This is a genomic window from Cellvibrio sp. UBA7671 (assembly GCA_002483145.1).
GTDB lineage: Bacteria > Pseudomonadota > Gammaproteobacteria > Pseudomonadales > Cellvibrionaceae > Cellvibrio > Cellvibrio fibrivorans.
The window spans coordinates 260482-282247 of record DLHJ01000003.1; the positions used below are offsets into that span (position 1 = coordinate 260482).

General features: G+C 49.3%; 20 protein-coding genes and 1 pseudogene. 12 read left to right on the forward strand and 9 right to left on the reverse strand.

Translation table 11 applies throughout. The annotated features are described in order from the left end of the window. The first annotated feature begins 39 nt into the window (after positions 1-39). From B4E62_RS03650 to B4E62_RS03665, 4 genes are all read left to right on the forward strand, one after another. Complete coding sequence (locus B4E62_RS03650) at positions 40-390, forward strand: PilZ domain-containing protein (RefSeq protein WP_310072716.1); 351 nt, start codon at positions 40-42, stop codon at positions 388-390. A 161-nt stretch (positions 391-551) separates the two neighbouring features. After that, positions 552-1463: an alpha/beta hydrolase gene (locus B4E62_RS03655; RefSeq protein ID WP_310072719.1), complete on the forward strand. Its 912-nt coding sequence runs from the start codon at positions 552-554 to the stop codon at positions 1461-1463. Continuing rightward, positions 1460-2518, forward strand: a complete 1059-nt coding sequence (locus B4E62_RS03660) for a sensor histidine kinase (protein ID WP_331351105.1) — start codon at positions 1460-1462, stop codon at positions 2516-2518. Before B4E62_RS03655 ends, B4E62_RS03660 begins: the two co-directional genes overlap by 4 nt. Before the next feature lie 40 nt (positions 2519-2558). Then, the gene (locus tag B4E62_RS03665) at positions 2559-3284 is read left to right on the forward strand and encodes a LytTR family DNA-binding domain-containing protein (protein WP_331351106.1); all 726 of its coding nucleotides are present in this window, start codon (positions 2559-2561) and stop codon (positions 3282-3284) included. Positions 3285-3302: 18 nt separating this feature from the next. Here the strand turns inward: B4E62_RS03665 and B4E62_RS03670 are convergent, their stop codons facing one another. Beyond that, on the reverse strand, positions 3303-4040 hold the full coding sequence (locus B4E62_RS03670; protein WP_331351107.1) for an SIMPL domain-containing protein: 738 nt from the start codon (positions 4038-4040) through the stop codon (positions 3303-3305). A gap of 96 nt (positions 4041-4136) precedes the next feature. Continuing rightward, on the reverse strand, positions 4137-5009 hold the full coding sequence (locus B4E62_RS03675) for a diguanylate cyclase (RefSeq protein ID WP_331351108.1): 873 nt from the start codon (positions 5007-5009) through the stop codon (positions 4137-4139). Between the two features lie 127 nt (positions 5010-5136). Here B4E62_RS03675 and queG point away from each other — a divergent pair, with 127 nt between their 5' ends. The 6 genes and pseudogenes from queG to B4E62_RS03705 all read left to right on the forward strand — a co-directional run bounded on the left by queG (position 5137) and on the right by B4E62_RS03705 (position 10009). Next, positions 5137-6255, forward strand: a complete 1119-nt coding sequence (gene queG, locus B4E62_RS03680; protein ID WP_331351109.1) for a tRNA epoxyqueuosine(34) reductase QueG — start codon at positions 5137-5139, stop codon at positions 6253-6255. 247 nt (positions 6256-6502) lie between these two features. Continuing rightward, a complete protein-coding gene (gene gnd / locus B4E62_RS03685; RefSeq protein ID WP_310072726.1) occupies positions 6503-7954 on the forward strand; it encodes a decarboxylating NADP(+)-dependent phosphogluconate dehydrogenase in 1452 nt (483 codons plus the stop codon). A 95-nt stretch (positions 7955-8049) separates the two neighbouring features. Next, positions 8050-8475 (forward strand): RidA family protein, encoded by a 426-nt coding sequence (locus tag B4E62_RS03690; protein WP_331351110.1) that lies wholly within the window; start codon positions 8050-8052, stop codon positions 8473-8475. A 3-nt stretch (positions 8476-8478) separates the two neighbouring features. Further along, positions 8479-8876, forward strand: a pseudogene (gene fos, locus B4E62_RS03695) (fosfomycin resistance glutathione transferase). A 123-nt stretch (positions 8877-8999) separates the two neighbouring features. Next, complete coding sequence (locus tag B4E62_RS03700) at positions 9000-9215, forward strand: DUF4287 domain-containing protein (protein ID WP_331351111.1); 216 nt, start codon at positions 9000-9002, stop codon at positions 9213-9215. Positions 9216-9409: 194 nt separating this feature from the next. After that, positions 9410-10009, forward strand: coding sequence for a GNAT family protein (locus B4E62_RS03705; protein ID WP_331351112.1), 600 nt, complete (start codon positions 9410-9412; stop codon positions 10007-10009). A gap of 89 nt (positions 10010-10098) precedes the next feature. On the opposite strand, the gene B4E62_RS03710 is transcribed toward B4E62_RS03705, so the two are convergent. From B4E62_RS03710 to B4E62_RS03740, 7 genes are read right to left on the reverse strand one after another with little or no spacing between them, the layout of a single operon-like run. Next, positions 10099-11376, reverse strand: coding sequence for an MSMEG_0569 family flavin-dependent oxidoreductase (locus tag B4E62_RS03710; protein ID WP_331351113.1), 1278 nt, complete (start codon positions 11374-11376; stop codon positions 10099-10101). Between the two features lie 21 nt (positions 11377-11397). Beyond that, positions 11398-11685 (reverse strand): MSMEG_0570 family nitrogen starvation response protein, encoded by a 288-nt coding sequence (locus B4E62_RS03715; protein ID WP_310072739.1) that lies wholly within the window; start codon positions 11683-11685, stop codon positions 11398-11400. Beyond that, positions 11672-12721 carry a sll0787 family AIR synthase-like protein gene (locus B4E62_RS03720; protein ID WP_331351114.1) on the reverse strand — a complete coding sequence of 350 codons (1050 nt, stop codon included), beginning with the start codon at positions 12719-12721 and terminating at the stop codon, positions 11672-11674. The genes B4E62_RS03715 and B4E62_RS03720 overlap by 14 nt, the downstream gene beginning before the upstream one ends. 5 nt (positions 12722-12726) lie before the next feature. Continuing rightward, entirely contained in the window at positions 12727-13269 is a 543-nt protein-coding gene (locus tag B4E62_RS03725; protein WP_331351115.1) for an MSMEG_0567/Sll0786 family nitrogen starvation N-acetyltransferase, read from the reverse strand. Beyond that, the gene (locus B4E62_RS03730; protein WP_331351116.1) at positions 13244-14368 is read right to left on the reverse strand and encodes an MSMEG_0568 family radical SAM protein; all 1125 of its coding nucleotides are present in this window, start codon (positions 14366-14368) and stop codon (positions 13244-13246) included. Before B4E62_RS03730 ends, B4E62_RS03725 begins: the two co-directional genes overlap by 26 nt. Positions 14369-14380: 12 nt before the next feature. Beyond that, positions 14381-15418: a Nit6803 family nitrilase gene (locus tag B4E62_RS03735; RefSeq protein WP_331351117.1), complete on the reverse strand. Its 1038-nt coding sequence runs from the start codon at positions 15416-15418 to the stop codon at positions 14381-14383. A gap of 59 nt (positions 15419-15477) precedes the next feature. After that, positions 15478-15960 (reverse strand): MSMEG_0572/Sll0783 family nitrogen starvation response protein, encoded by a 483-nt coding sequence (locus tag B4E62_RS03740; RefSeq protein ID WP_310072750.1) that lies wholly within the window; start codon positions 15958-15960, stop codon positions 15478-15480. A gap of 303 nt (positions 15961-16263) precedes the next feature. On the opposite strand from B4E62_RS03740, the gene B4E62_RS03745 reads away from it, so the two are divergent. Together B4E62_RS03745 and B4E62_RS03750 are read left to right on the forward strand one after the other, a co-directional pair. Then, positions 16264-18168, forward strand: coding sequence for a sigma 54-interacting transcriptional regulator (locus tag B4E62_RS03745; RefSeq protein ID WP_331351118.1), 1905 nt, complete (start codon positions 16264-16266; stop codon positions 18166-18168). 206 nt (positions 18169-18374) lie between these two features. Beyond that, entirely contained in the window at positions 18375-21707 is a 3333-nt protein-coding gene (locus B4E62_RS03750; protein ID WP_331351119.1) for a ligand-binding sensor domain-containing diguanylate cyclase, read from the forward strand. Positions 21708-21766: the final 59 nt, after the last annotated feature.

Below are 21766 nucleotides of genomic sequence, written 5' to 3' on the forward strand. Positions count from 1 at the left end.
ACAGGCACCCATATAGGTAGCAGTGCGATGGAAAAACCTATGAATAATAATGATCAGCGCCAGGAATACCGGCTCGATAATCAACTCACGGTGATTATCGAGCTCGACTCATCTGCCAACGGCGAACCAACCCTGGTGGTGAGCAAAAGCCTGGACATTTCCGCCAATGGTTTGCGTGCGATTGCCCACGAAGCGGTTGCTACCGATATCATCCTGCGCTGCTGCATTCGCGATGAAGCCAGTGACCGCCAGTTTTTGCTCGTCACTGAAGTTAAATGGTGCCGCCCCCATGAGGATGGCGACTATCTAATTGGCCTCAGCCTGTTTGATTCCGATGGCACCGATATAGTGAAATGGAAGGAATATATTGCGCAGAGTTGTGCGGACTGAACCGTTGTTACAATCCACACTGACTGCCCTACCGCTCGCCCTTTTTTTTGACCGCTAGCCACGGCTCACAACCACTGTCACGAAACCCGCCCACACTTTTTTACACAGCTCATATAGTGATGTTGAGTTAATCAAACCAACCTCAGGATAAGGAGCAATATATGTTGTGTAAAAAAAATGGTGGACTTATGGCGGTCATGATCGCCGTACTGGTCTGCATGGTGTCAGCTAACCAAAGCCATGGTGAAACCTCATTACCAATCAAAGGTTCACTCTCCGTTGAAACCAAAGGCAGTGGCCCGGCGCTGATTTTTATCCCCGGGCTTAACAGCGGCAAGGAAACCTTCCGCGCTACCTGCGATCACTTCCAAAAAAATTACCAGTGTCATCTGTTGCAATTGCCCGGCTTTGCTGGTCATCCTGCAAAACCCGGCTTGCAACAGGATTTTTTAATCGCCATGCGCGACGAGATCCTGGCTTATATCAACACGCATAAATTAAAAAAGCTCACGCTGGTGGGGCACAGCTTAGGGGGTACACTCAGTTTGATGCTTACGCTGAAGGCGCCGGAATTGGTTGATAAGCTGGTAATTGTCGATGCGCTGCCGTTTTATCCCGCCATTCAAAATCCGGCCTTGACGGCCGAGTTGATGCGCCCGCAAGCGGAGCAAATGCGTGTGATGATGAACAACCAAAGCCAGGTAGATTATGAAAAAAATGCCACAGCCAATATGCAGGGCATGAGCAATAATCCTGCGCGCTTACCGCTTTTGATCGAGTGGAGTAAAAATAGCGACCGTGCAACCACCACCCAAGCGATGATCGCCCTAATGACCACCGATCTGCGCAATGATATAGCCGCAATCAAACAACCCACATTGGTGTTAGGTGCGTGGGCCGCATATAAAGCCTACGGGTCAACCAAAGACAGCACAGCCGGAATTTATCAACTGCAATATGCAAAACTGAAAAATGTTGATATACGTTTGTCCGATACTGGCTACCACTTCTTAACCTGGGATGATGGCGATTGGGTCAACCAACAAATAAGCGAATTTTTGAGCGCAAAATGAATCAAGGACACGTTACGAACTACCCGCGCCAGTATCTGCTGGCGCAAGGTTTTTTTTGGGGCAGCTATTTGCTGCTGAATATTATTTTTGCGGTGCTCTGGAATAGTTTTTCCAACGCGGCAATCGGCATTTTTGTCACACTGTCATTTATGCTGTTATTCACCAGCCACCAATTACGTGCACTCTATTCGCGCGCACAGTCGCAGCTCACTTTTTTGCGCACCTGCCTGCATTTAGGTTGGTTGATTCCGCTTGCGGCACTGACTATACAAATAGTATTACACCTACTGATTTATGCAGTTTTCGCGCTAGCGCCAGAACACAGCGCCGGCATTCACCCGTTTAGCGCCAGCAGTTTTGTTTTATATACGTTTAATACGGCATTTATGTTAGCGCTCTGGTCGATGCTGTATTTATTGCGCAGTGAATTTAAAAAACGGCGCGAAACAGAAATCGCCCACTGGCGTGACCAAGCGAAATTGCGCGAAATTGAATTACAATTTTTGCGCAGCCAAATCAATTCCCATTTTTTATTTAATTCACTCAACAACCTGCGTGCATTAATTCTGGAGGATCCACACGCAGCGCGGAAAGGCTTGGCCGATTTAGCGACCTTGCTGCGCGGTTTATTGCAGGCTGAAGCGCATACCACCGTGCCATTGCGCGAAGAACTGGATTGGGTGCGCGGGTATCTCGCATTGGAAGCATTGCAATTTGAGCAGCGCTTGCAATACGAATTTGCAATTGATGATTCGCTACTGGATGCCAAAGTGCCACCACTGCTGGTGCAGACACTGGTGGAAAATGCGATCAAACATGGCATTGCCGGTCGTCGCACTGGTGGCTTGGTGAGCCTGCGAGCACAGCGACTAAATGACAGCGAGTGGCAATTGGAGGTGGAAAACCCTGCTGCAGAATTACCCGCGCTACACCAAGGTAATGGCATTGGCCTTGCGAATGCGCGCGAACGACTGGCAATTGCCTTTGGCGAGCGGGCAACACTTGAGTTGCAACTCGGTGAACACGTTGTCGCCCGCGTCTGCATGCCATTGTAAAAAAAAATGTGTCGCGCCCTAAAAAATTGGAAGAGTTAGCATGAATATAATCATCGTTGATGACTCACGCCTTGCACGCAAAGAATTATGCGGTTTGTTAGCAGAGCATCCGCACTGTAACGTTATTGGGGAAGCGGGTGATGTTCAATCCGCACTCGCGCTTGTCAATGAGTTACAACCGGAATTTCTGCTGTTGGATATTCACTTGCCTGACGGTAGCGGTTTTGATTTGCTCGAACAATGCGATTACACCCCCAAGGTTATCTTTACTACTGCGTATGAACAACACGCGTTGCGCGCATTTGAAGTGAATGCGCTCGACTATTTACTAAAACCGGTAACACAAGAACGGCTGGCAATTGCGTTGGAAAAAATCGCACCGAACGCAGCCCGGCCGCATGCAAAAATGGAATCCACTCGCGCACCTAACCAGGCGTCACCGGAACATGTATTTATCCGCGAAGGTGAACGCTGCCACTTTGTAAAATTCCGCGATATAAGCCGCATCGCAGTCGAGGGAAATTACGCGCGCGTGTTTTTCCATAGCCAAAGTGCACTATTGCCGCGCTCGCTAAATTATGTGGAGGAACGCCTTGAATCCAATACCTTTTTTCGCGCGAATCGCCAGGAAATAATTAATTTGAATTTTATCGTCCGCATAGAACCCTGGATCGGCGATGGATTGAGGATTGTGATGCAGGATAAAACTGAAGTAATCAGCTCGCGCCGACAAGCACGCGAGCTGAAACAGAGAATGGAGTTTTAAATCATCACTGGCGGATATTTATTTCAACAGATAAACCACATACACCTGTGCACTGATTTTCATTACACCCGGCTCAAAAGGTTCCGCTGAATCGGCCATACGCATAGCGCCCACTTCTTTGGCAGAACTTCCCATCAACTGGCGATTGGGGGTCAATTCCCAGCGCTCATTGCCGCGATTATTAAATTCTGAAATAGACCAGGGCGCACCCAGTGTTTGCCCTTGCGATTTTGCCAAGCGACCAGCGCGGGCTTTGGCATCATCCATTGCCGCAGTTTGCACTTTTTCTTCCACGGCTTTTTTATCGGCTAGGGTTAAATTGGTATTGATGGTCTCGGAAATTTTGGCATCGACCAAAGCTTTCATCATCTCCGGATATTTTTTCAAATCGCGCAGATTGATATCCACCTGACGCGATACATTGTTGCCGGTCAATACACGTTGGTTTTCTTTGTATTCGTATTCGGGGCGGATATTTAATGCGGTAGTGGCAACATCATCGGCTTTGATACCAAATTTTTTGACGATTTCAATGAGCAAACGCGAGCGCGCATCCACGTCGGCTTTCGCTTTGGCAAGATCAATATCGACGGTTTGGATACTGAGCGTAAAGGCCATCATATCCGGCTCGACCTCGATCTCCGCAGAGCCTTCAACATATACGTGAGGCTGTGCAGGTAAGGGGGTTGCCACTGCAGAAAAACTGAACATTCCCGTCAACACACTTATCAACAAACCGGAGATTGCGTACTTCATAATAAACATCCTTCAAAAAAATGAGTCCCGACTATAACAAAAGCGGCTGAACCGCTGCCCAACAAAACTGTGAAGAATTGTGCAGCGTGCACCAAGTTACTGCAGATTATTCACATCCAACCACAATTCTGGCCGATCAACCGGTGTTTCTTCAGGTAATTGCGGATTTTCCAATTGAAAGACCAGACGATTCTTCAAATCTGCTTTTTCCACTGCAGTGCGGATCGCAGGGTCGCTGAAAAAAGCCTTGTCAAAGCTACCATCAGCAATTGCGCGGTTTAACCCCAATTCAAGATCTTTTGCTAATTTTTGATTGTTTTTGCTAACAAAAAAATAGAACGGCATTTTGTACACCAGCATTATTCTTTTTTCGACCTCTAACTCCAGACCGGAAATAGAATTGACCTCTGTCCATGGTTCCTGCACACCGCGCGGAAACGCATCAAATCGGTTGCCGTCGAGCATGTACAACAGACTCGGGTATTTATTGGTTTTTACTACGGTTAATTTATTCGCCTCAAGAATTTTGGTATCGGCCCAGGTAGTGCCCTGACCTAACTTGAGATTCTGTAAATCTGCAAAGGTTTTCACCCGATCAAATTTGGCTTGATCATTTTTGTGGATCAAAAAAATGCGGTGCCCCAACAATCCCTTTAGCAGTGGAATACGCACCGGCTGCAGCTTATTTTCAATGTCCCGATCCGTTGCCGCCCACATCAAATCCACTTTCCCTGAGATCACATCATCTACATAACGACCTTGCGTGCGCTGCTCACCGGTATCTGGCTGGACTTTGTAGGGTGTATCTAAATGGGACAGCGCCAGTTCCAACATTTTGAGCGAATAGCGATCCATATCCGTTGCATGGGGAATAGTGTGAATAACACTGGACGTTTGCGCCTGTACAGACGTCGTAAACCACAGAATCAAAATTGCAGCACTGCCGATAATTGCTGACTTGGAGAGCATGTTGACCTCGGGATTTATTGGTTTAGTTGTGTACTTTTCAGTCTAGCCAATATCAGAATTGGCGCTTATTACACTTGTGTCTATTAATTCTGGCAAAATGCACAATCCATCCTTTCAGTTGCAGCCCATGTCAGATTTCGATCTCCATCAACTTGCCGCGAATATCAAACTTTGGGGGCGCGAACTCGGCTTCCAGCAAGTGGGTATTACCGATATCGAACTGGGGGACGCCGAAACGCGCCTGCAAGAATGGCTTGCAAAGGGCTATCACGGCAGCATGGAATGGCTCGCCGCGCATGGCAATAAACGCTCGCGCCCGGCGGAACTGTTGCCCGGCACTGTCCGGGTGATTTCTGTGCGCATGGATTATTTACCGGGCGATACCCAGCAGATAAAAATCCTCAAAGACTCAACCAAAGCTTATATTTCACGTTATGCGCTAGGGCGCGATTACCACAAGCTGATCCGCAAACGCCTGAGCGTGCTCGCGCAAAAAATCGATTATGCACTGCCGGAGGACTATCCCCACAAAGGCCAAAACCGCGCCTTTGTCGATAGCGCCCCGGTCATGGAGCGCCCGCTCGCTGAAAAGGCCGGCTTGGGTTGGACGGGCAAACACACGCTGATCATTAACAGCAGTGTGGGTAGCTGGTTTTTCCTCGGCGAGATTTTTACCTTTGTCCCGCTGCCGATTGACCAACCCGAACAAATCAATCAGTGCGGTGAATGCACAGCCTGCTTAAAAGTCTGCCCTACCGATGCCTTCCCGCGCCCCTATGAACTGGACGCGCGCCGTTGCATTTCTTATCTCACCATCGAAAACAAAGGCAGCATCCCCGAAGAGTTCCGCGAACCCATGGGCAACCGCGTATTCGGCTGCGACGACTGCCAAGCGATCTGCCCCTGGAATAAATACGCGCAATTCACTGGCGAGACAGATTTTTTGCCGCGCCACGGTTTGGCCGATAGCGATTTGGTCGAACTGTTCAATTGGACAGAAGACGAGTTTTTAGCCAGAACCGAAGGCTCGGCGATCCGCCGGATTGGCTATGAGGGATGGCTAAGGAACTTGGCGGTGGGCTTGGGCAATGCTCCGAGTGAGGAGCGCATCATGGCCTCATTAACCGAAAAAAGACGGACTGCGAGCCCATTAGTGCAGGAGCATATCGATTGGGCCTTAACGCAACAGGCCACGCCCAATCGCCGCCGTAAACGCAAGATCCAACAGTTACGCCCCTCAAATTGAGCAAAACAATCACCAAAATAGCCATAAGTTTTCCCCATTCAGCTGTTTTTTTGGCGCACAAACGGGAATAATACGCACCCCTTCAAGAGCGCAGCCGTTAGAGCAGCGCCGTTACATAGAAATCGGTCAATCACTGCTCCCTGGAATTTTTCAGGTCAGCATTCGGGTGACATTGGCGACCGGAACTGTCCTGTTGAATTGTCCGTGCGGGTCAGGACATCAACCACAACGATAGGCTATTACTACTATGAAACCACTTTCCGATATAGGCTTAGTTGGCTTGGCTGTGATGGGTGAAAACCTCATCCTCAATATGGCTAGCAAAGGCTATACAGTTACCGCTTACAACCGCTCAGTTGAAAAAGTAGACAGCTTCATCGCTGGCCGCGCTGCAGGCAAAACCATTCGCGGCGCCCGCTCGATTGAAGAGCTGGTGCAGTCACTCGCCAAACCACGCAAAATTATGCTGATGGTTAAAGCCGGTAAAGCAGTAGACGATTTCATCGAACAACTCATTCCGCATCTTGAAGCTGGCGATATCATCATCGACGGCGGCAACACCCACTTCCCCGATACCGACCGTCGCACTGCTTACCTTGAAAGCAAAGGCCTGTTGTTTATCGGCACCGGCGTTTCTGGTGGTGAAGAAGGCGCATTGACTGGCCCATCGATTATGCCCGGCGGCTCACCGGCGGCATGGCCACACGTTAAAGACATTTTCCAAAATATCTCCGCCAAAGTTGCAGACAACAGCCCATGCTGTGATTGGGTGGGTGAGAAAGGCGCAGGCCACTTTGTGAAAATGGTGCACAACGGTATTGAATACGGTGATATGCAATTGATTTGTGAAGCCTACCAAATCATGAAAGAAGTGCTCGGCATGAGCACCGACGAAATGCACGATGTATTTGCCGAGTGGAACAAAGGAGAACTCGAAAGTTATTTGGTTGAAATTACCCGCGACATTCTCGGCTACAAAGAAAATGGCGAAGCCTTGGTTGAGAAGATCCTCGACACCGCTGGCCAAAAAGGTACCGGTAAGTGGACTGGAGTTATCGCACTGGATTTAGGCGTGCCTCTCACCCTGATTTCTGAAGCGGTATTTGCACGCTGCTTGTCATCACAAAAAGACGAGCGCGTTCAAGCATCCAAACTAATCAGCGGCCCAGCGGTTAAATTTGACGGTGACAAACAAGCGTTCATCAATGATCTGCGCAATGCATTGTTCGCATCAAAAATTATTTCTTACACCCAGGGTTATTTGTTAATGCGCGAAGCTGGTAAAGAATACGGCTGGCATTTGAACTACGGTGGCATTGCCATGATGTGGCGCGGCGGCTGTATTATTCGCTCATCTTTCCTGAGCAATATCAAAGATGCTTTTGACAAGAATCCTGAATTGAACAACTTGTTGCTCGACGATTATTTCAGAAACACCGTAGAAGCAGCGCAAGCTGGCTGGCGTCGTGTTGCTGCAGCGGCGATTGTAAACGGCATCCCTGCTCCAACAATTACTTCTGCCCTGACCTACTTCGACGGCTATCGCACTGCCCGCTTGCCAGCAAACTTGCTGCAAGCACAACGCGATTACTTCGGCGCGCACACCTACGAGCGCACCGACAAACCACGCGGTGAGTTCTTCCACACCAACTGGACCGGCCGCGGCGGCCACACCTCATCATCGACTTACAACGTGTAAGTTTTTAGATGTGGTGAGAGAAAAACCAAAACCCGAATCAGAAATGGTTCGGGTTTTTTGTTTAACGTCATTAATTCAAATAACGAGGCTTAATCATGCGTTCAATAATGATCTGTTTATTTGCAACACTACTGCTAGCAGGCTGTATGCAAACGGCTCCAACCAAAATTACACGCCATACAATTAACTCTTGGGAATCAGACATCGGTTACGCAGCAGTTGTCCAAACGGGAAACACTTACCACATCTCGGGGGTGACTTGCGGGGGCGCCAATTATCAGGAGGCGGTAAGTGTTTGCTATAAAGAACTTGGCGGAATTCTTGCCCGCTACCAGCTGACATCACAGAACGTGATTAAAGAAAATATTTATGCTTTGGATATTGAAGCACTGCAACAACAAATTCCTGAACGTAAAACGTTTTATGTAAATGGTCAATTTCCAGCGGCAACCTGGGTACAAGTTTCACGCCTTTATAGCCCTGAACACTTAATTGAAATTGAATTAATTGCAGTGAAATAAATCATGCTACGCGGCTTAAATCACATCACTATTGCAGTCGGCGACCTTGATACCTCTTTTGATTTTTACATCCAGCTATTGGGTTTTAAACCCCTCGCCCGTTGGGATGCAGGCGCTTATTTAAGTTTGGGGATTTATGGCTCTGTTTATCTTGCGATACAGCAATCCCCAGCCAGGACTATTCGCATATTGCGCTCGACTGCGCAGAAGATAAATTCAATCTAATCGCCGCGCAATTACGTGAAGCTAAAGTGGTTGAATGGAAGCAAAACACCAGCGAAGGTGATTCTTTGTATTTCCTTGATCCCGACGGACATAAATTGGAAATTCACTGTGGGAATTTGCAAACCCGTTTGGACTCATTGAAAGAAAGCCCCTACAAAGGGTTGGTGTGGTTTTAACCGTCATTCCTCTTTTTGATAAAAACTAATCCAGCTGTCGAATTATCTTTGGCTCAATCGACTAGTAATGAAACTTGCGATTTAGCAAGCTTGATAAATATCATCAGACTTTAGGAGACTCCAATGTCCAACACTGAAAAAGTAAAAGGCCCTGCATCCTATTTCCCGGCCATCGAAGCCAAATATGGCCATCCGATTGAACATTGGTTCAAGCTACTTTCTGCGCAAAAGCAGATGAAACACATGGAGATGGTTAATTGGCTGAAGCAGGAACACGAGCTGGGGCATGGCCACGCCAATGCGTTGGTGGCTTATTTTCGGGATAAGGAAAAGTTGTAGTCGTAGGTTGCTGGTGAGCTTGCGAACCGCAACACTCACCATCACAAACGGCACATTGTTGTATTTGCACGAAAGATTAACAGCACACGAATTGGGTATTGGTGGTTGCGGGCATATGGTCATGTTGCGGTTCGTTCCTCACCGGCAACCTACAGTCGCAATAAATAATTAATCGAAAACTTTAAAGGAATACCATGAACAACCCCTGGCTTTACGAAACCACATTAAAAGGTGATCTCGTCACCCTCGCTCCACTAAATCGTGAGCATGCCGATGCATTACTCGCAGCAGCCAGCGATGGCGAATTATGGAACTTGTGGTTCACATCCGTTCCCAGCAGCAACTCTATTGGTGCTTATCTTGATCAAGCGTTTAAAGATCAGAGTGACGGCCGCGCGTTGGTATTTGTGGTGATTGATAATGCCACACAAAAAATTATCGGCAGTACGCGCTATTGCAATGCAGATACACTGAATCAGCGTGTGGAGATTGGTTATACCTGGTATGCAAAATCGTTTCAAAGAACCGGTATCAATACTGAGTGCAAATATTTGCTGCTAACTCATGCATTTGAAACGCTCGATGCAATTGCCGTTGAATTTCGCACTCACTGGCACAATCACGCATCGCGCGCAGCGATTGCGCGGCTGGGCGCCAAGCAGGATGGGATTTTACGCAACCACCAGAAGAATGCGGAAGGCGTTTATCGGGATACAGTAGTGTTCTCGATTATTGATCAGGAATGGCCTTGCGTTAAAAAGAATATGGAATACCAAATAAGTCGTTATAGCTAGCTTTTGCTGTTTAACAATTACGGCAGAAACACCGAGCAAAAAAATCCGAACCAGCAATGATTCGGATTTTTCTGGGATTTCACTAAAATTCACGCACTGACTTTCATGTCCTTATGTTGCATAACCATAACTTCACTCAAATATTCTGCATCGCGCCCGACCTGATAAAAACGGCCTGAGCCCCAGGTGTGCATCCAGTTCAAACCGATAAAATACAAGCCAGCTGTATCAGTGACACCGCGTTTTTGTTTGGGGTGACCCGATTCATCAAAGACCGGCAGATTAATCCAATCAAAACGCATTGCGAAACCGGTAGACCATACCACTGAGTTAATACCGGATGATGCAAGTTCAAGTTCGGTCACGATATCTGGTAAATAGTCGCTGTGGACATTGTCGTCCTCAGGAGCCGCAATGCCATTTTTCTGAATATATTCTTCAATACTTTTTACGATACGCGCAGCGACTTGATCAGCGTAATCCAGATTTTGTTTTAAATCGTCTTTAAAAAATAAGCGCTCACCATCGGTGTCTTTTAACACGCCGTACAGTTTCATGCCTTGCTCGGCAAAAATACGCAGATTCAAATCGCGGCCACCATCGCGACCAGTGACGTAGTGATTGGTGGAGTGAACTGCATTTTTTCCATCGGGATGGGTTTCCAATGTGGTGGTGTAATAGCCCATATCGTCTAGCCAATTCACCACATCCCTGCCGCGATAGCGACGGTTGACGCGCGGCGCTGGGCCAACGCACAAATGCACCTTGCGCCCAGCCAAATGCAAATCTTCAGCGATTTGGCAGCCCGATTGACCAGTGCCCACTACCATCACTTCACCCGGTGGAAGTTGGGCGGGGTTTTTATAAAAATTGGAATGCACATGCGCGATATGTGCTGGCATTTTTTTGGCGAGTGTAGGAATACGCGGCTCGTGATAACTGCCGCAAGCGATTACCACCTGATTGGCAGTGTAAATAGTGTCAGCCGTAACAAGGGTAAACAATTCGCCATTTTTACTGAGCGAGATAACCGGGCTGTTAAAAATAATCTGTGGATTGAAAAAAGCGCGATAGCTTTCCAAATAGTCCACGATTTCGTCCTTTACCATAAATCCATCCGGATCATTTCCCCGATAGGGAAATCCCGGCAACTGGCATTGCCAATTGGGTGTGACCAGACAAAAGGTATCCCAGCGCTGGTTGCGCCAGTTATCGGCAACCTGGCTGGATTTTTCCAAAATAATATTGTCGATTCCCTGCTGTGAGAGACAGTAGCTCATGGACAGCCCCGCCTGCCCAGCACCTATAACAATCGCGCTGTGATGTTTGCGCAGTGGGGATGAGTGAATATTTGCTGCCATGTTCATACTATTTCCTATAACAATAATTTAATTAACGTGCGAGACGCGTACATCGCCAGCAATTTCTTGCTCGCGTAAAAATTGCAATTTGCACTGGATTCTTTCCAGCTCACCGCTGGCGGCAGTGCAGTAATAACCAAAGCGTTGATACACTCGCTCGGAAGCGGCGTTGAGCGCAGCCTGAATGCGCTCATCAAATTCGCGCTGACTGTATTCGCTGCCCGCCGTTAAATGTTCACGCACTATGGTGGAGGGCGAGTAGTAAGTGACTTTATCGCCGTCGGGCCAGATCACATTAAAATTAACCGAGGGCATGCTTGCCTCCCATGGCGGTCAGTGGTTGTTGGTTAACATTCCAAAATTCGGCGGTGGCGCCGAGGTAGTCGAGCTGAATTTTTCCATCGCTGGTGAAGCTCCCAATAGGCGCACAACTTAAATGTGAGTGCTGAAAATAATTCAGCAGAGCCGATACTTTTTCTGGTTCCACCGCGAGCAAAAAACCAAAGCTTTGAAAAGCGCGCAGCCAACGCAACAAATTCCCTTCAGGGCGCGGGATTGCACTTAAATCCAACAGGGCACCGCAACCGGTTAATTCCAACATCATGATCAAGGTGCCAAGCAAACCACCGTTGCTAATATCTTTTGCAGCAACGGCTAAATCCGCCTCTGCCAATTCCGCCGGTACATTCCACTGCGCGCGAATCTGTTCCGGTGTTTTACCTTGCACGCAACCCCAGTAGGGCAAATCGCCATGCCAACTGCCGGTTAAATCCGTCAACATAAATAAACGCTGACCGGGTTTGATGTGATGACAGGACAACAATGTTTTCGCCTGCCCGGTAATCGCCACCGCCAGATGCGGCGTAAAACCCGGCTGAATACTGCTATGTCCGCCCGCAAAATGAATTCCAAAAATATCGCAGGCGCGCTTCATGTGTTTTAATAAAATTGCGCTGGCTTCTTCATCGCTATGCCAATAAGCATTGACGATTGCGGTTGGCCTGCCGCCCATTGCGGCTATATCGCTGATATTGACCATCACCGACGACCAACCTGCTGCACGCGGATCATTGCGCACAAAATCCGGCAACATGCCTTCCATCGCCAACAGCTGAAAACCTTCTGCATTTTTAAATGCAGCGCAATCATCACCCGGCATTGCATAGCGTTGCTCAAGCGATAAATCGGTTTGGTCGCTGCAAAAACTGGCAGCCAATTTGATCGCCGTTTTTGCAGCAATTTCAGGTAGTGCGCGTAACTCATTGCACAGCGAATCCAATTCACTTTGTTGGTGATGCCCCCAACTGCTGCACACGGATTTTTTGTTTTTGACGGTTGCAAGGCTATTCATCACCATCACCTCAAATGCCTTGGCATAAACGGATAGTGTTCCAACTCTGCCTGCATACGCACATGAGGCCGACCCGCAACCTCAATAGTGCCCAAGGTTTGCCAATGCACTGAGCGAAAATAAGTTTCATTTTGTGGCTGCACGTTGGCGAGAAAACGTGTGCAACCTGAATCTTTTGCGCGCGAGACAGCTTCATTAATCAAGGCTTTGCCGATGGATTGATGACCGCGATACGCGCGTGCAACACACAAGCGGCCGCCAAACCAGAGATTGTCGTGTTCATCATCGACTTGATAAATACGCACCGCGCCCACTACGTCGTCGGCTACTGCACAATTAGTCGCGAGTGCAACAATAGCGATAGCGCGAAAGTCCTGTCCGTCTTGTTCATTGTCCGGCAGGATCTGTTGCTCCTGCGCGAACACCGATTTACGCAGTGCAAAATACCGCTGCTTTTCCCATGAGCTTTCAGCCACTTTTACTTGAATATGTTGCGAGCGGAAATCGGTAAACTGTTGATCATCAAACGCATACTGGAGCCGGGCCATGAGCCACCTCCTGTTCGTAACTTTTGAGTGATGAGCAGGCGCCGCATTTCGCGCAACCTGCTTTAAGTGAATCTGATTGAATACCCGCACGCACTAACGCTGGGCCAAGCTGGCGAAATAATCGGTCGAGCATTTCTGCACTGGGCATGGGGTGACGTTCCAGTGGCGTGCCCGCGACAGGCACAAACGGAACCACGAAGGGATATACACCGAGATCAATTAATTGTTTGCTCATCGCAATAATTTCACCTTCGGTATCACCTAATCCCGCGAGAATATAAGTGCTGACATTGCCGCGCCCAAATACCGCAACCGCCGCTTTAAAAGCCGACATATAACGGCTGAGCGGTACTGTTGCTTTGCCCGGCATAATATTTTTGCGCACGCGTTCGCTCACCGCTTCAAGATGCATTCCGAGCGCATCTACACCAGCCTCTTTTAAACGCTGGAACCACACATCATCATCGGGCGGCTCGCATTGCGCTTGAATCGGAATATCCACTAGCGCACGCACTGCTCGTGCAGATTCGACTAACACTGCCGCACCGCGATCCAATGTTTTGGGTGTACCAGTGGTCATAATCATTTGGGTTACGCCATCCAACTCCACTGCGGCGCGCGCAACTTCGGCTAATTGTTCTGGCGTTTTGTGCGCGATGGTTTTTCCGTTTTTTAGCGACTCTTCAATCGCACAAAATTGACAAGAGGTATCGCGGTTGCGATAGCGTACGCACTCTTGCAACACGGTAGTCGCAAGCACATCTTTACTGTGCAAGGTGGCGATCTTCCAATAGGGAATACCGTCGCTCGTCGTTAATTCATAAAATTTCGGACGCCCCGGCATAGCCGCTTTGGCAATTAATTTTTCGTTTTCGAATATCAATACCTGCTCGTGATTCGCATCCGCTTTGGCACTAAATGGCGAGCGCCGCACCTGCTCGTTAAACACCGGAATCATGCTGGTCTGGCTGACAAAATCGAACGCCTTGTGATCCGTTGGCCCGGCACCGCCAGTGCGCGTTAAGCCAAGATTTTTTTCATCGACCCAACGCAACCCCTGAGTTTGGATTTGCGTTAATTGCTGACTGCTCAGTGCCATGACCAGAATCCTCTAATTGCTTGCGCTGGAAAGGTGAGTATTTGCAACAGCGGACACCAGCGTTAAACCCGTAGCGCTTTCATCCGGCGATTTTTTCTCATTCGCTGCGCCGGGTTTTTTCAATGGATGGGTGTGACTTGTGGGTGTTTTATCGATTAGTAAGCTCAATAATTCGGGGCGACTGTAGTGCCCCACGGAATCCATCATGCGTTTGCGCTTGTTGATGAGATTAAAATCCAATTCAGCAATGCATGCGCCTTCACCTGAATCACTGCGCAAGGGCGAACCGAGTAATTTTCCTTCCGGTGAAACAATCGCGGTAAAACAGCCGCCACTAATCGCAGCGATTGGCCCGCCGGTATCCGCAACAATTTGCGCTTGCTGCTCCGGCGTTAACCAACCGGTGGCATTCACAACAAAACAGCCGGACTCCAACGCGTGATGGCGAATCGTAGCTTCAATTTGTTCCGCAAAAATTTCGCCGACCAATGAACCAGGAAACATACTCACGTGAATTTGTTCGCGGTCCGCCATCAGTGCGTAACGCGCGAGCGGGTTGTAATGCTCCCAACAAGCGAGCGAACCCACGCGGCCAACGGCGGTATCCACCGCGCACAAACCGGAACCATCGCCCTGCCCCCACACCATGCGCTCATGAAAGGTCGGCGTAATTTTGCGCCGATGCTGTACAAGCTGGCCGTCGGCATCAAATAACAATTGCGCGTTATAAATCGAACCGCCGTCGCGCTCGTTGATGCCGACAGAGACCACCATCTTTGCTGCTTTGGCAGCAGCAGAAATTTGCTGCGTGTAAATAGAGGGCACCTCTACCGATTCTTGCATCAGCAACAAATGCTGTGCGCCCATCGCGCAGGGTGCCTGGATAAATGAAAAATACGGGTAGTAAGGCACCAGGGTTTCTGCGAACACTGCCAGCTCGACTCCTTGCTTGCCGAGATCTGCAATTAATTCGCAAATTTTATTTACAGTGCCGGCGCAGGAGTAAAGCACCGGGCTGCACTGGACGGCAGCAGCCACGACTTTGTTCATAGGTAACCCTGATTGTGTTGAGTGTTAATGAAAGAACAGGTTAAACATCGGCAAAAAAATCAGGTCGTCCAGGTGTGAACAACAAACGCATTTTCACGTCGCATCAACAATTGCAGATCCATCACATCGAGCGGATTGATAGGACGGATACCTTCGATCAAGGCTTTTTCGGTTTGCCCATAAAGCGCTTGCAAAGCAAAACGGCAGGCATAGACCTCGCCACCTTCTGCCATAAAGGCTTTCAGTTGCGCGTTGTAGGCAAGATGCCCAGGGAAAGCTTCTGCACCCAGCGTTGGGAAACCGCGCTGCACACCCAACAACACACCTGGGCCGTACAACAGGATTTTGGTTTCAAAACCTTTGCGCAAAATACGTTTGGCTTGCAGCAAATTCACCAGGCCAATCGAGCCTTCAAAGGCCACGGTATGAAAGGTCAGCAGCGCTTTTGCGCCGGGTTCAGCTTGCACATCCTCAAACACTTTTTCTTCGTAATCGACCAGAAAGTCACCGGTTTGATAATGGGGGATATCCACGACTGGCATAGCTGTTTCCTCAATGTTGGTAGTGCGATAGACGCGGTTAGGTTGAGCGACTTCGGTTAAGTCGTACTACCCCTATTGCGATAGACGTACCAGCTTTGAAAGAAAATCCCGTGCGTCGGACAGCTAATTTTTTTATTTAATCAATTCAATGAGTTAAATCGGAAAAAATATAGGCAATGAGGAGCCTGAGCACGCACGGGCTTAAAAACTCACAACGCAATTGCATAGTAATACTCAAGTGCGTAGCATTGAGTTACGCATTTGAGTAGAACCATATGCCAATTCACCCAAGAGAAAACCTTCATGTTTGATGCTGATTCATCTGAAGAGTGGGGCCGCCTCGCCTATTGGATGCGCAATGCCGCGTTTGAGCAGTGCCCCGAACCGCTGATGCTGCTCGACCCGCAGGAAAACAAATATATCGACTGCAATATCGCGGCCACGCAGATGCTGGGGTTTGACCGGCAAGACATCCTGAAAATGCCCATCTCTTACATCCACGGGCGCGAGCTGGGTCAATTGATTGTGTTCACCCAGGAGGCGCTGCAACGCGGTCACGCCAAAAGCAAACGCATTTCCTGTCGATTAAAAAACGATATGCATATTCCGGTGGAGCTATCGGCGTCGCGCACAGTGATTAAAGGGCGCGAATATTTGGTGGTGTCGATTAAAGATATTGATTCTGAAGAGCGCCAGCGCGATAAAGCCGATGCCGATCGCCTCGCCCGCAACGGCATTCTGGAATGGAAACATTTGCAATCGATTTTTCAGCAAGGCGAGCGCGATAATTTATTAATGCTCACATCCGTCGGCGACGGTATTTATTGCGTGGATACCAACGGCCTTTGCACCTTTATCAACCCCGCCGCGAAACGTTTGCTGGGCCGCACGGATGGCGATGTGCTCGGGCAAAATATTCACTATGTACACCATCACACACACGACGATGGAACTCATTATCCGGTTGAAGAATGCCCTATCTATGCCGCCATTCGCGATGGCGTAGTGCACGAAGGGATTCAGGAAGTATTTTGGAAACACGACGGCACGCCCTTCCCGGTTGAGTTCACCAGCACCCCGATTATTTCTGGCGGCAGCATTATTGGTGCCGTGGTGGTGTTTCGCGATATTAGCCAGCGCATGGAAACAGAAAAACAATTGCGCGATGCGTTAAAAGAAGTCAGCGAATTAAAAGCGCGTCTTGAAGATGAAAACGCCTACCTGCAACAGGAAATCTTAATCGAGCAGCGCTACCACGGCATTATCGGTGAAAGCACCGCCATCAAACGCATCCACCAACAAATTGAATTAGTAGCGCAAACAGAAGCCAACGTATTAATTACCGGCGAATCGGGAACCGGCAAAGAATTAATTGCGCGCGCGATTCACGATGCCAGCAATCGCAAAGACAAACCCATGATTCGGGTTAACTGCGCCGCAATTCCGCATGAACTTTTTGAAAGCGAATTTTTTGGCCACATTCGCGGCGCATTTACCGGTGCTGTGCGCGACCGCATTGGCCGGTTTGAATTGGCCAATGGCGGAACCTTATTTTTGGATGAAGTGGGCGAGATTCCGCTCGAATTACAAAGTAAATTATTGCGCGTATTACAAGAGGGACAACTCGAACGTGTGGGCGAAGAAAAAACCCGCAACGTGGATGTGCGCATCATCGCCGCCACCAATAAAGATTTGAAAAAAGAAGCCGAGGCGCATCACTTCCGCGAGGATTTATATTTTCGCCTGAATGTATTCCCTATTCACTCACCCCCATTGCGCGAGCGCGGTAACGACATCACCCTGCTTGCGACACACTTTCTTGAACAGGCGAGTCAAAAGTTCAGCAAGAAAGAGTGCAAGCTGCGGCAGAGCGATCTCAAACCCCTGCTGACTTACAACTGGCCGGGCAATATTCGCGAACTGCAAAATGTGATGGAACGGGCGGCAATCACTTCACATCAAGGTCGCGTCACCATCGACCTGCCGCTCACCGCATCCGCGACCGAAATGACCATCGCAAAAGAATCACCAAGTGAGACCGGCATTATCGGCGATGACGAAATGCAGGAGCGGGTAAAGCGCAACATGCTTGCTGCATTGGAGCGTTGTGATTGGAAATTGTTTGGCGATGATGGGGCAGCGGCTTTGCTGAAACTAAAACCCACCACCCTGGCATCGAGAATAAAACGGCTGGGCCTGAAGCGATAACACGCATCATTGACTCCTAACTAGCCTTGCGCCTTTTTGAGGCCTGCAGCCCAGCGGCAAAACTGTACCGCCCGCCTTACAAAATCCACCAAGTCCGCTAGCACCTGCTATAACTAAACCAGCTCAGCCAAACAGAGCCGCGCCCGGACAAGCAAGGTGTGCGGTCGGCTAGCAGGACGCCCACCACTACAGCTAACGACATAAAAATGAATAAGAGCTTGGTTTTACTCCTGACAATTGCCATCGCGCAGTTTGCGCTGATCCCTGCCAGCTATGCGGACAATACGGCTGCAGCATCTGACTACCCCAAAAAAATCCACTTTCGCAACATCATGCAAAACCAGGATATCGCGCTGGGTGAGGTGGAATCAATTATTCAGGATTACCAAGGCTTTATCTGGCTGGGTGGGCGCAATGCGCTTTTGCGCTACGATGGCTACGAGTTTTTGCCTATTCCCGCCGCCAAGGACCCGGCGAATGTGACCGATACAGAACCAGTCAATCAGGTATTGGAATTGCTGGAGGACAAACAACAAACCCTTTGGGCGGCGACCCGCTCGGGGCTGTATCGTTATGATCGCGACCATGAGGTTTTGCTGCCGGTCAGTATTCCAGGCAACTTGCTGAACGAGGGAGGGGCGATTAACGCGATTGCCGAAAGCCTTGCGGGCGATATCCTGATTGGTACTGCCAACGGCTTTGGCATCCTCAACCAAGTCAACGGCAACGTAGAAGTGTTAACCCTGCAAAATGGTGGCCTGCCAAGCAATCTGGTCAATGACATAGTGGTGGAGAAAGACAATCTTATTTGGCTGGGGTTGGATACCGGTTTAGCGCAGCTGGATCTGGTAAGCAGAAAAATCACCTTGCATATTCCCAAGCCGGAAAACCCCAAATCCACACTGGAAAACAGCATCAGGACCGTGGCAGTGGATCACTCAGGAAGAATCTGGGCGGGCAGCGACAACGGCATTTATCGTTTGGATAGGGTGACAAACCAATTCACTCATTACCAACACAAAGCCAACGACCTGACCAGCCTACCCAATAATTTTTCCTGGCAAATTTATGTGGATCGCAATGGTTGGATATGGACGGGGAGTGATGGCGGAGGCTTGAGCCTGTACAACGAACCGCACGATAACTGGATTCTGTTTGACCGGGGCGACGGTGGTGCGGGCAAGCTAACCAGCAATACCATCCGCCGTATTTATGAGGATCGGATTGGCGACCTCTGGATAGGCACCTATCCCTCAGGTGTACATATTTATGATCGCTCCAGCGCAGCAATCCGCGTTTATCAGAAATCGATCATCGCGAACCAGGGGCCAATGGACAATAACGTCGAAGCGCTGGTGGAAGATAAAGAGGGCAACCTCTGGATAGGTTCCAATGGTGTTTCCCGTTTTGATCCCACCACTGATTTATTTACCCACTACCAGCACACCACCGGTGAAGATTCGCGCGTAGGCACCACCGCCATACTCAATGGCACTATGGATTCCCGGGGCCATTTATTATTTGGTACCTGGGGTGCGGGGGCACAGCAATACAATCCCACCACCGATCGCTTCGATACACTTCCGGTGGACCCGGACCAAAGTAAACGTGGTGAGCAAACCGGTCGCAAATTAAATGATTTGATGGTGTGGAATATTCATGAAGACCGGCAGCAAAACCTCTGGTTCGGCACCCATTACAACGGTCTCACCCATTTTGATCGCAAGACCGGGACTTACCATTTTTATCCTCACAGTGAGACCGGGCCACAGAGCGTTTCCAGCGCAGTCGTTTGGGTATCCTACGAAGATTCGCAAGGGCGCTTTTGGGTCGGGACCGCATACGGTTTAAATCTGTTGAATCGCACTGACGGCACCTTTAAACGCTACCTGCCCGACGCCGATAATCCACGTAGCCTGGCCAATGGCTCAGTGCTCGCCATTCGCGAAGATGGTAAAAAGCGCCTATGGTTTGGCACCGATATGGGGCTTCACCTCTACCACCCCGACACCGACGATTTTACCCGCTACGACACCAGCCACGGATTTGCCGATCAGGGTATCCGCGCCATCATTGAAGACCGCCACGGAATTTTATGGTTGGGCACCAATAACGGTGTAGTACGCTTTGACCCGGATACGCTCGCCGTAAAAAACTACACCCGTTTTAACGGCGAGCTAATTGGCGGTATTGCCACGGGCGCTGCGTTGGTAACCCATTCGGGCCTGCTGGCATTTGGTTCGCGCAACGGCTTGTATTTCTTTGATGTTGATAAGCTCGAAAGCAACCAAAACAAAATACCGCCTGCGGTTGCGATTACAGATTTCCGCTTATTCACCCAGAAAGTTGCGATTCATGGTGCAGATAACTTATTAGAAAAGGTAATTACCCAAACCGACAGCATCACGCTGGATTACACCCAATCGATGATTTCATTTAGTTTCGCCGCTCTGAATTACCGCGATACAGAAAAAAATCAGCACGCTTACAAACTTGAAGGCTTTGATAATGATTGGCGTGAGGTTGGTAACCAACGCACGGCGTTCTATACCAACTTGCCCGCAGGCACTTATCAGTTTCGGGTGAAAGCCAGTAATAACGATGGCGTCTGGAACGAGCAAGGGCGCAGCATTCAGGTGACTGTGTTGCCACCACCCTGGAAAACCTGGTGGGCCTACAGTATTTACGCCGCCACCATCATCGGCATGCTGCTATTGTTTGTGCGCAGCCAACACCAAAAAGTGCTGATCGCGCGCAAGATCAGCCGCGAGTTGGAACAGAAAGTCGCCGAGCGCACCGCTGAATTACAGCATAAAAATGCTGAGTTGGAAGGTGCTTACGCACAGCTGGAAGCGATCAGTTTGTCCGACCCACTCACTGGATTAAATAATCGCCGCTACTTACAAAAATTAATTCCGATGGACATCGCCAAAGTCCAGCGCGAATACGCACCGCCAACACCCGATCGCCAACCGCGCAAAAATACCCGCGACCTCACATTTTTTATTCTGGATGTGGATTTTTTTAAATCCGTTAACGATACACACGGCCATGCGGCAGGCGATCAATTATTGGTTCAGCTTTCAGATGTGCTGACCAAAATCTGTCGCGAATCCGATTGCGTGGTCCGCTGGGGCGGCGAAGAATTTTTAATTGTGAGCCGTTTTGCCGACCGCGATGAAGCACCACTTATGGCCGAGCGAATCCGCAACAGTATCGAGCAGTATAATTTCACCTTGCCCGATGGCGGCATCCTGAAAAAAACCTGCTCGATGGGTTTTGCCAGCTTCCCCTTCTTGCCCGAGCAGCCTGCAACCTTATCCTGGGAGCAAGTGATCGATATCGCCGACCGCGCGCTTTACGCCGCGAAAAAATCGGGACGCAACCGCTGTGTTGGCATTGCTGCCAATGCCAAAACGATTATCAACACTAATAAAGACCGTTTGTATCTACGCATCAGCAGCAATCTTCCAGCCATGATCGAGAACAATGAATTAACCGTGATCTCAACAACCGAGAAATCATTAGTGTGGGATTGATTTCCCCCAATCCCGTCTAAACTGGCGTTCCCGCTCTTGTGCGCCTGTGCCGTCACAAA

Coding starts and splice junctions, on each gene's coding strand:
- B4E62_RS03745 (WP_331351118.1), top strand. CDS start 16,264: ATGTTTGATGCTGATTCATCTGAAGAGTGGGGCCGCCTCGCCTATTGG.
- B4E62_RS03705 (WP_331351112.1), top strand. CDS start 9,410: ATGAACAACCCCTGGCTTTACGAAACCACATTAAAAGGTGATCTCGTC.
- B4E62_RS03650 (WP_310072716.1), top strand. CDS start 40: ATGAATAATAATGATCAGCGCCAGGAATACCGGCTCGATAATCAACTC.
- B4E62_RS03750 (WP_331351119.1), top strand. CDS start 18,375: ATGAATAAGAGCTTGGTTTTACTCCTGACAATTGCCATCGCGCAGTTT.
- B4E62_RS03655 (WP_310072719.1), top strand. CDS start 552: ATGTTGTGTAAAAAAAATGGTGGACTTATGGCGGTCATGATCGCCGTA.
- B4E62_RS03740 (WP_310072750.1), bottom strand. CDS start 15,960: ATGCCAGTCGTGGATATCCCCCATTATCAAACCGGTGACTTTCTGGTC.
- B4E62_RS03735 (WP_331351117.1), bottom strand. CDS start 15,418: ATGAACAAAGTCGTGGCTGCTGCCGTCCAGTGCAGCCCGGTGCTTTAC.
- B4E62_RS03720 (WP_331351114.1), bottom strand. CDS start 12,721: ATGAATAGCCTTGCAACCGTCAAAAACAAAAAATCCGTGTGCAGCAGT.
- B4E62_RS03730 (WP_331351116.1), bottom strand. CDS start 14,368: ATGGCACTGAGCAGTCAGCAATTAACGCAAATCCAAACTCAGGGGTTG.
- B4E62_RS03715 (WP_310072739.1), bottom strand. CDS start 11,685: ATGCCCTCGGTTAATTTTAATGTGATCTGGCCCGACGGCGATAAAGTC.
- B4E62_RS03665 (WP_331351106.1), top strand. CDS start 2,559: ATGAATATAATCATCGTTGATGACTCACGCCTTGCACGCAAAGAATTA.
- gnd (WP_310072726.1), top strand. CDS start 6,503: ATGAAACCACTTTCCGATATAGGCTTAGTTGGCTTGGCTGTGATGGGT.
- B4E62_RS03660 (WP_331351105.1), top strand. CDS start 1,460: ATGAATCAAGGACACGTTACGAACTACCCGCGCCAGTATCTGCTGGCG.
- queG (WP_331351109.1), top strand. CDS start 5,137: ATGTCAGATTTCGATCTCCATCAACTTGCCGCGAATATCAAACTTTGG.
- B4E62_RS03710 (WP_331351113.1), bottom strand. CDS start 11,376: ATGAACATGGCAGCAAATATTCACTCATCCCCACTGCGCAAACATCAC.
- B4E62_RS03675 (WP_331351108.1), bottom strand. CDS start 5,009: ATGCTCTCCAAGTCAGCAATTATCGGCAGTGCTGCAATTTTGATTCTG.
- B4E62_RS03700 (WP_331351111.1), top strand. CDS start 9,000: ATGTCCAACACTGAAAAAGTAAAAGGCCCTGCATCCTATTTCCCGGCC.
- B4E62_RS03670 (WP_331351107.1), bottom strand. CDS start 4,040: ATGAAGTACGCAATCTCCGGTTTGTTGATAAGTGTGTTGACGGGAATG.
- B4E62_RS03725 (WP_331351115.1), bottom strand. CDS start 13,269: ATGGCCCGGCTCCAGTATGCGTTTGATGATCAACAGTTTACCGATTTC.
- B4E62_RS03690 (WP_331351110.1), top strand. CDS start 8,050: ATGCGTTCAATAATGATCTGTTTATTTGCAACACTACTGCTAGCAGGC.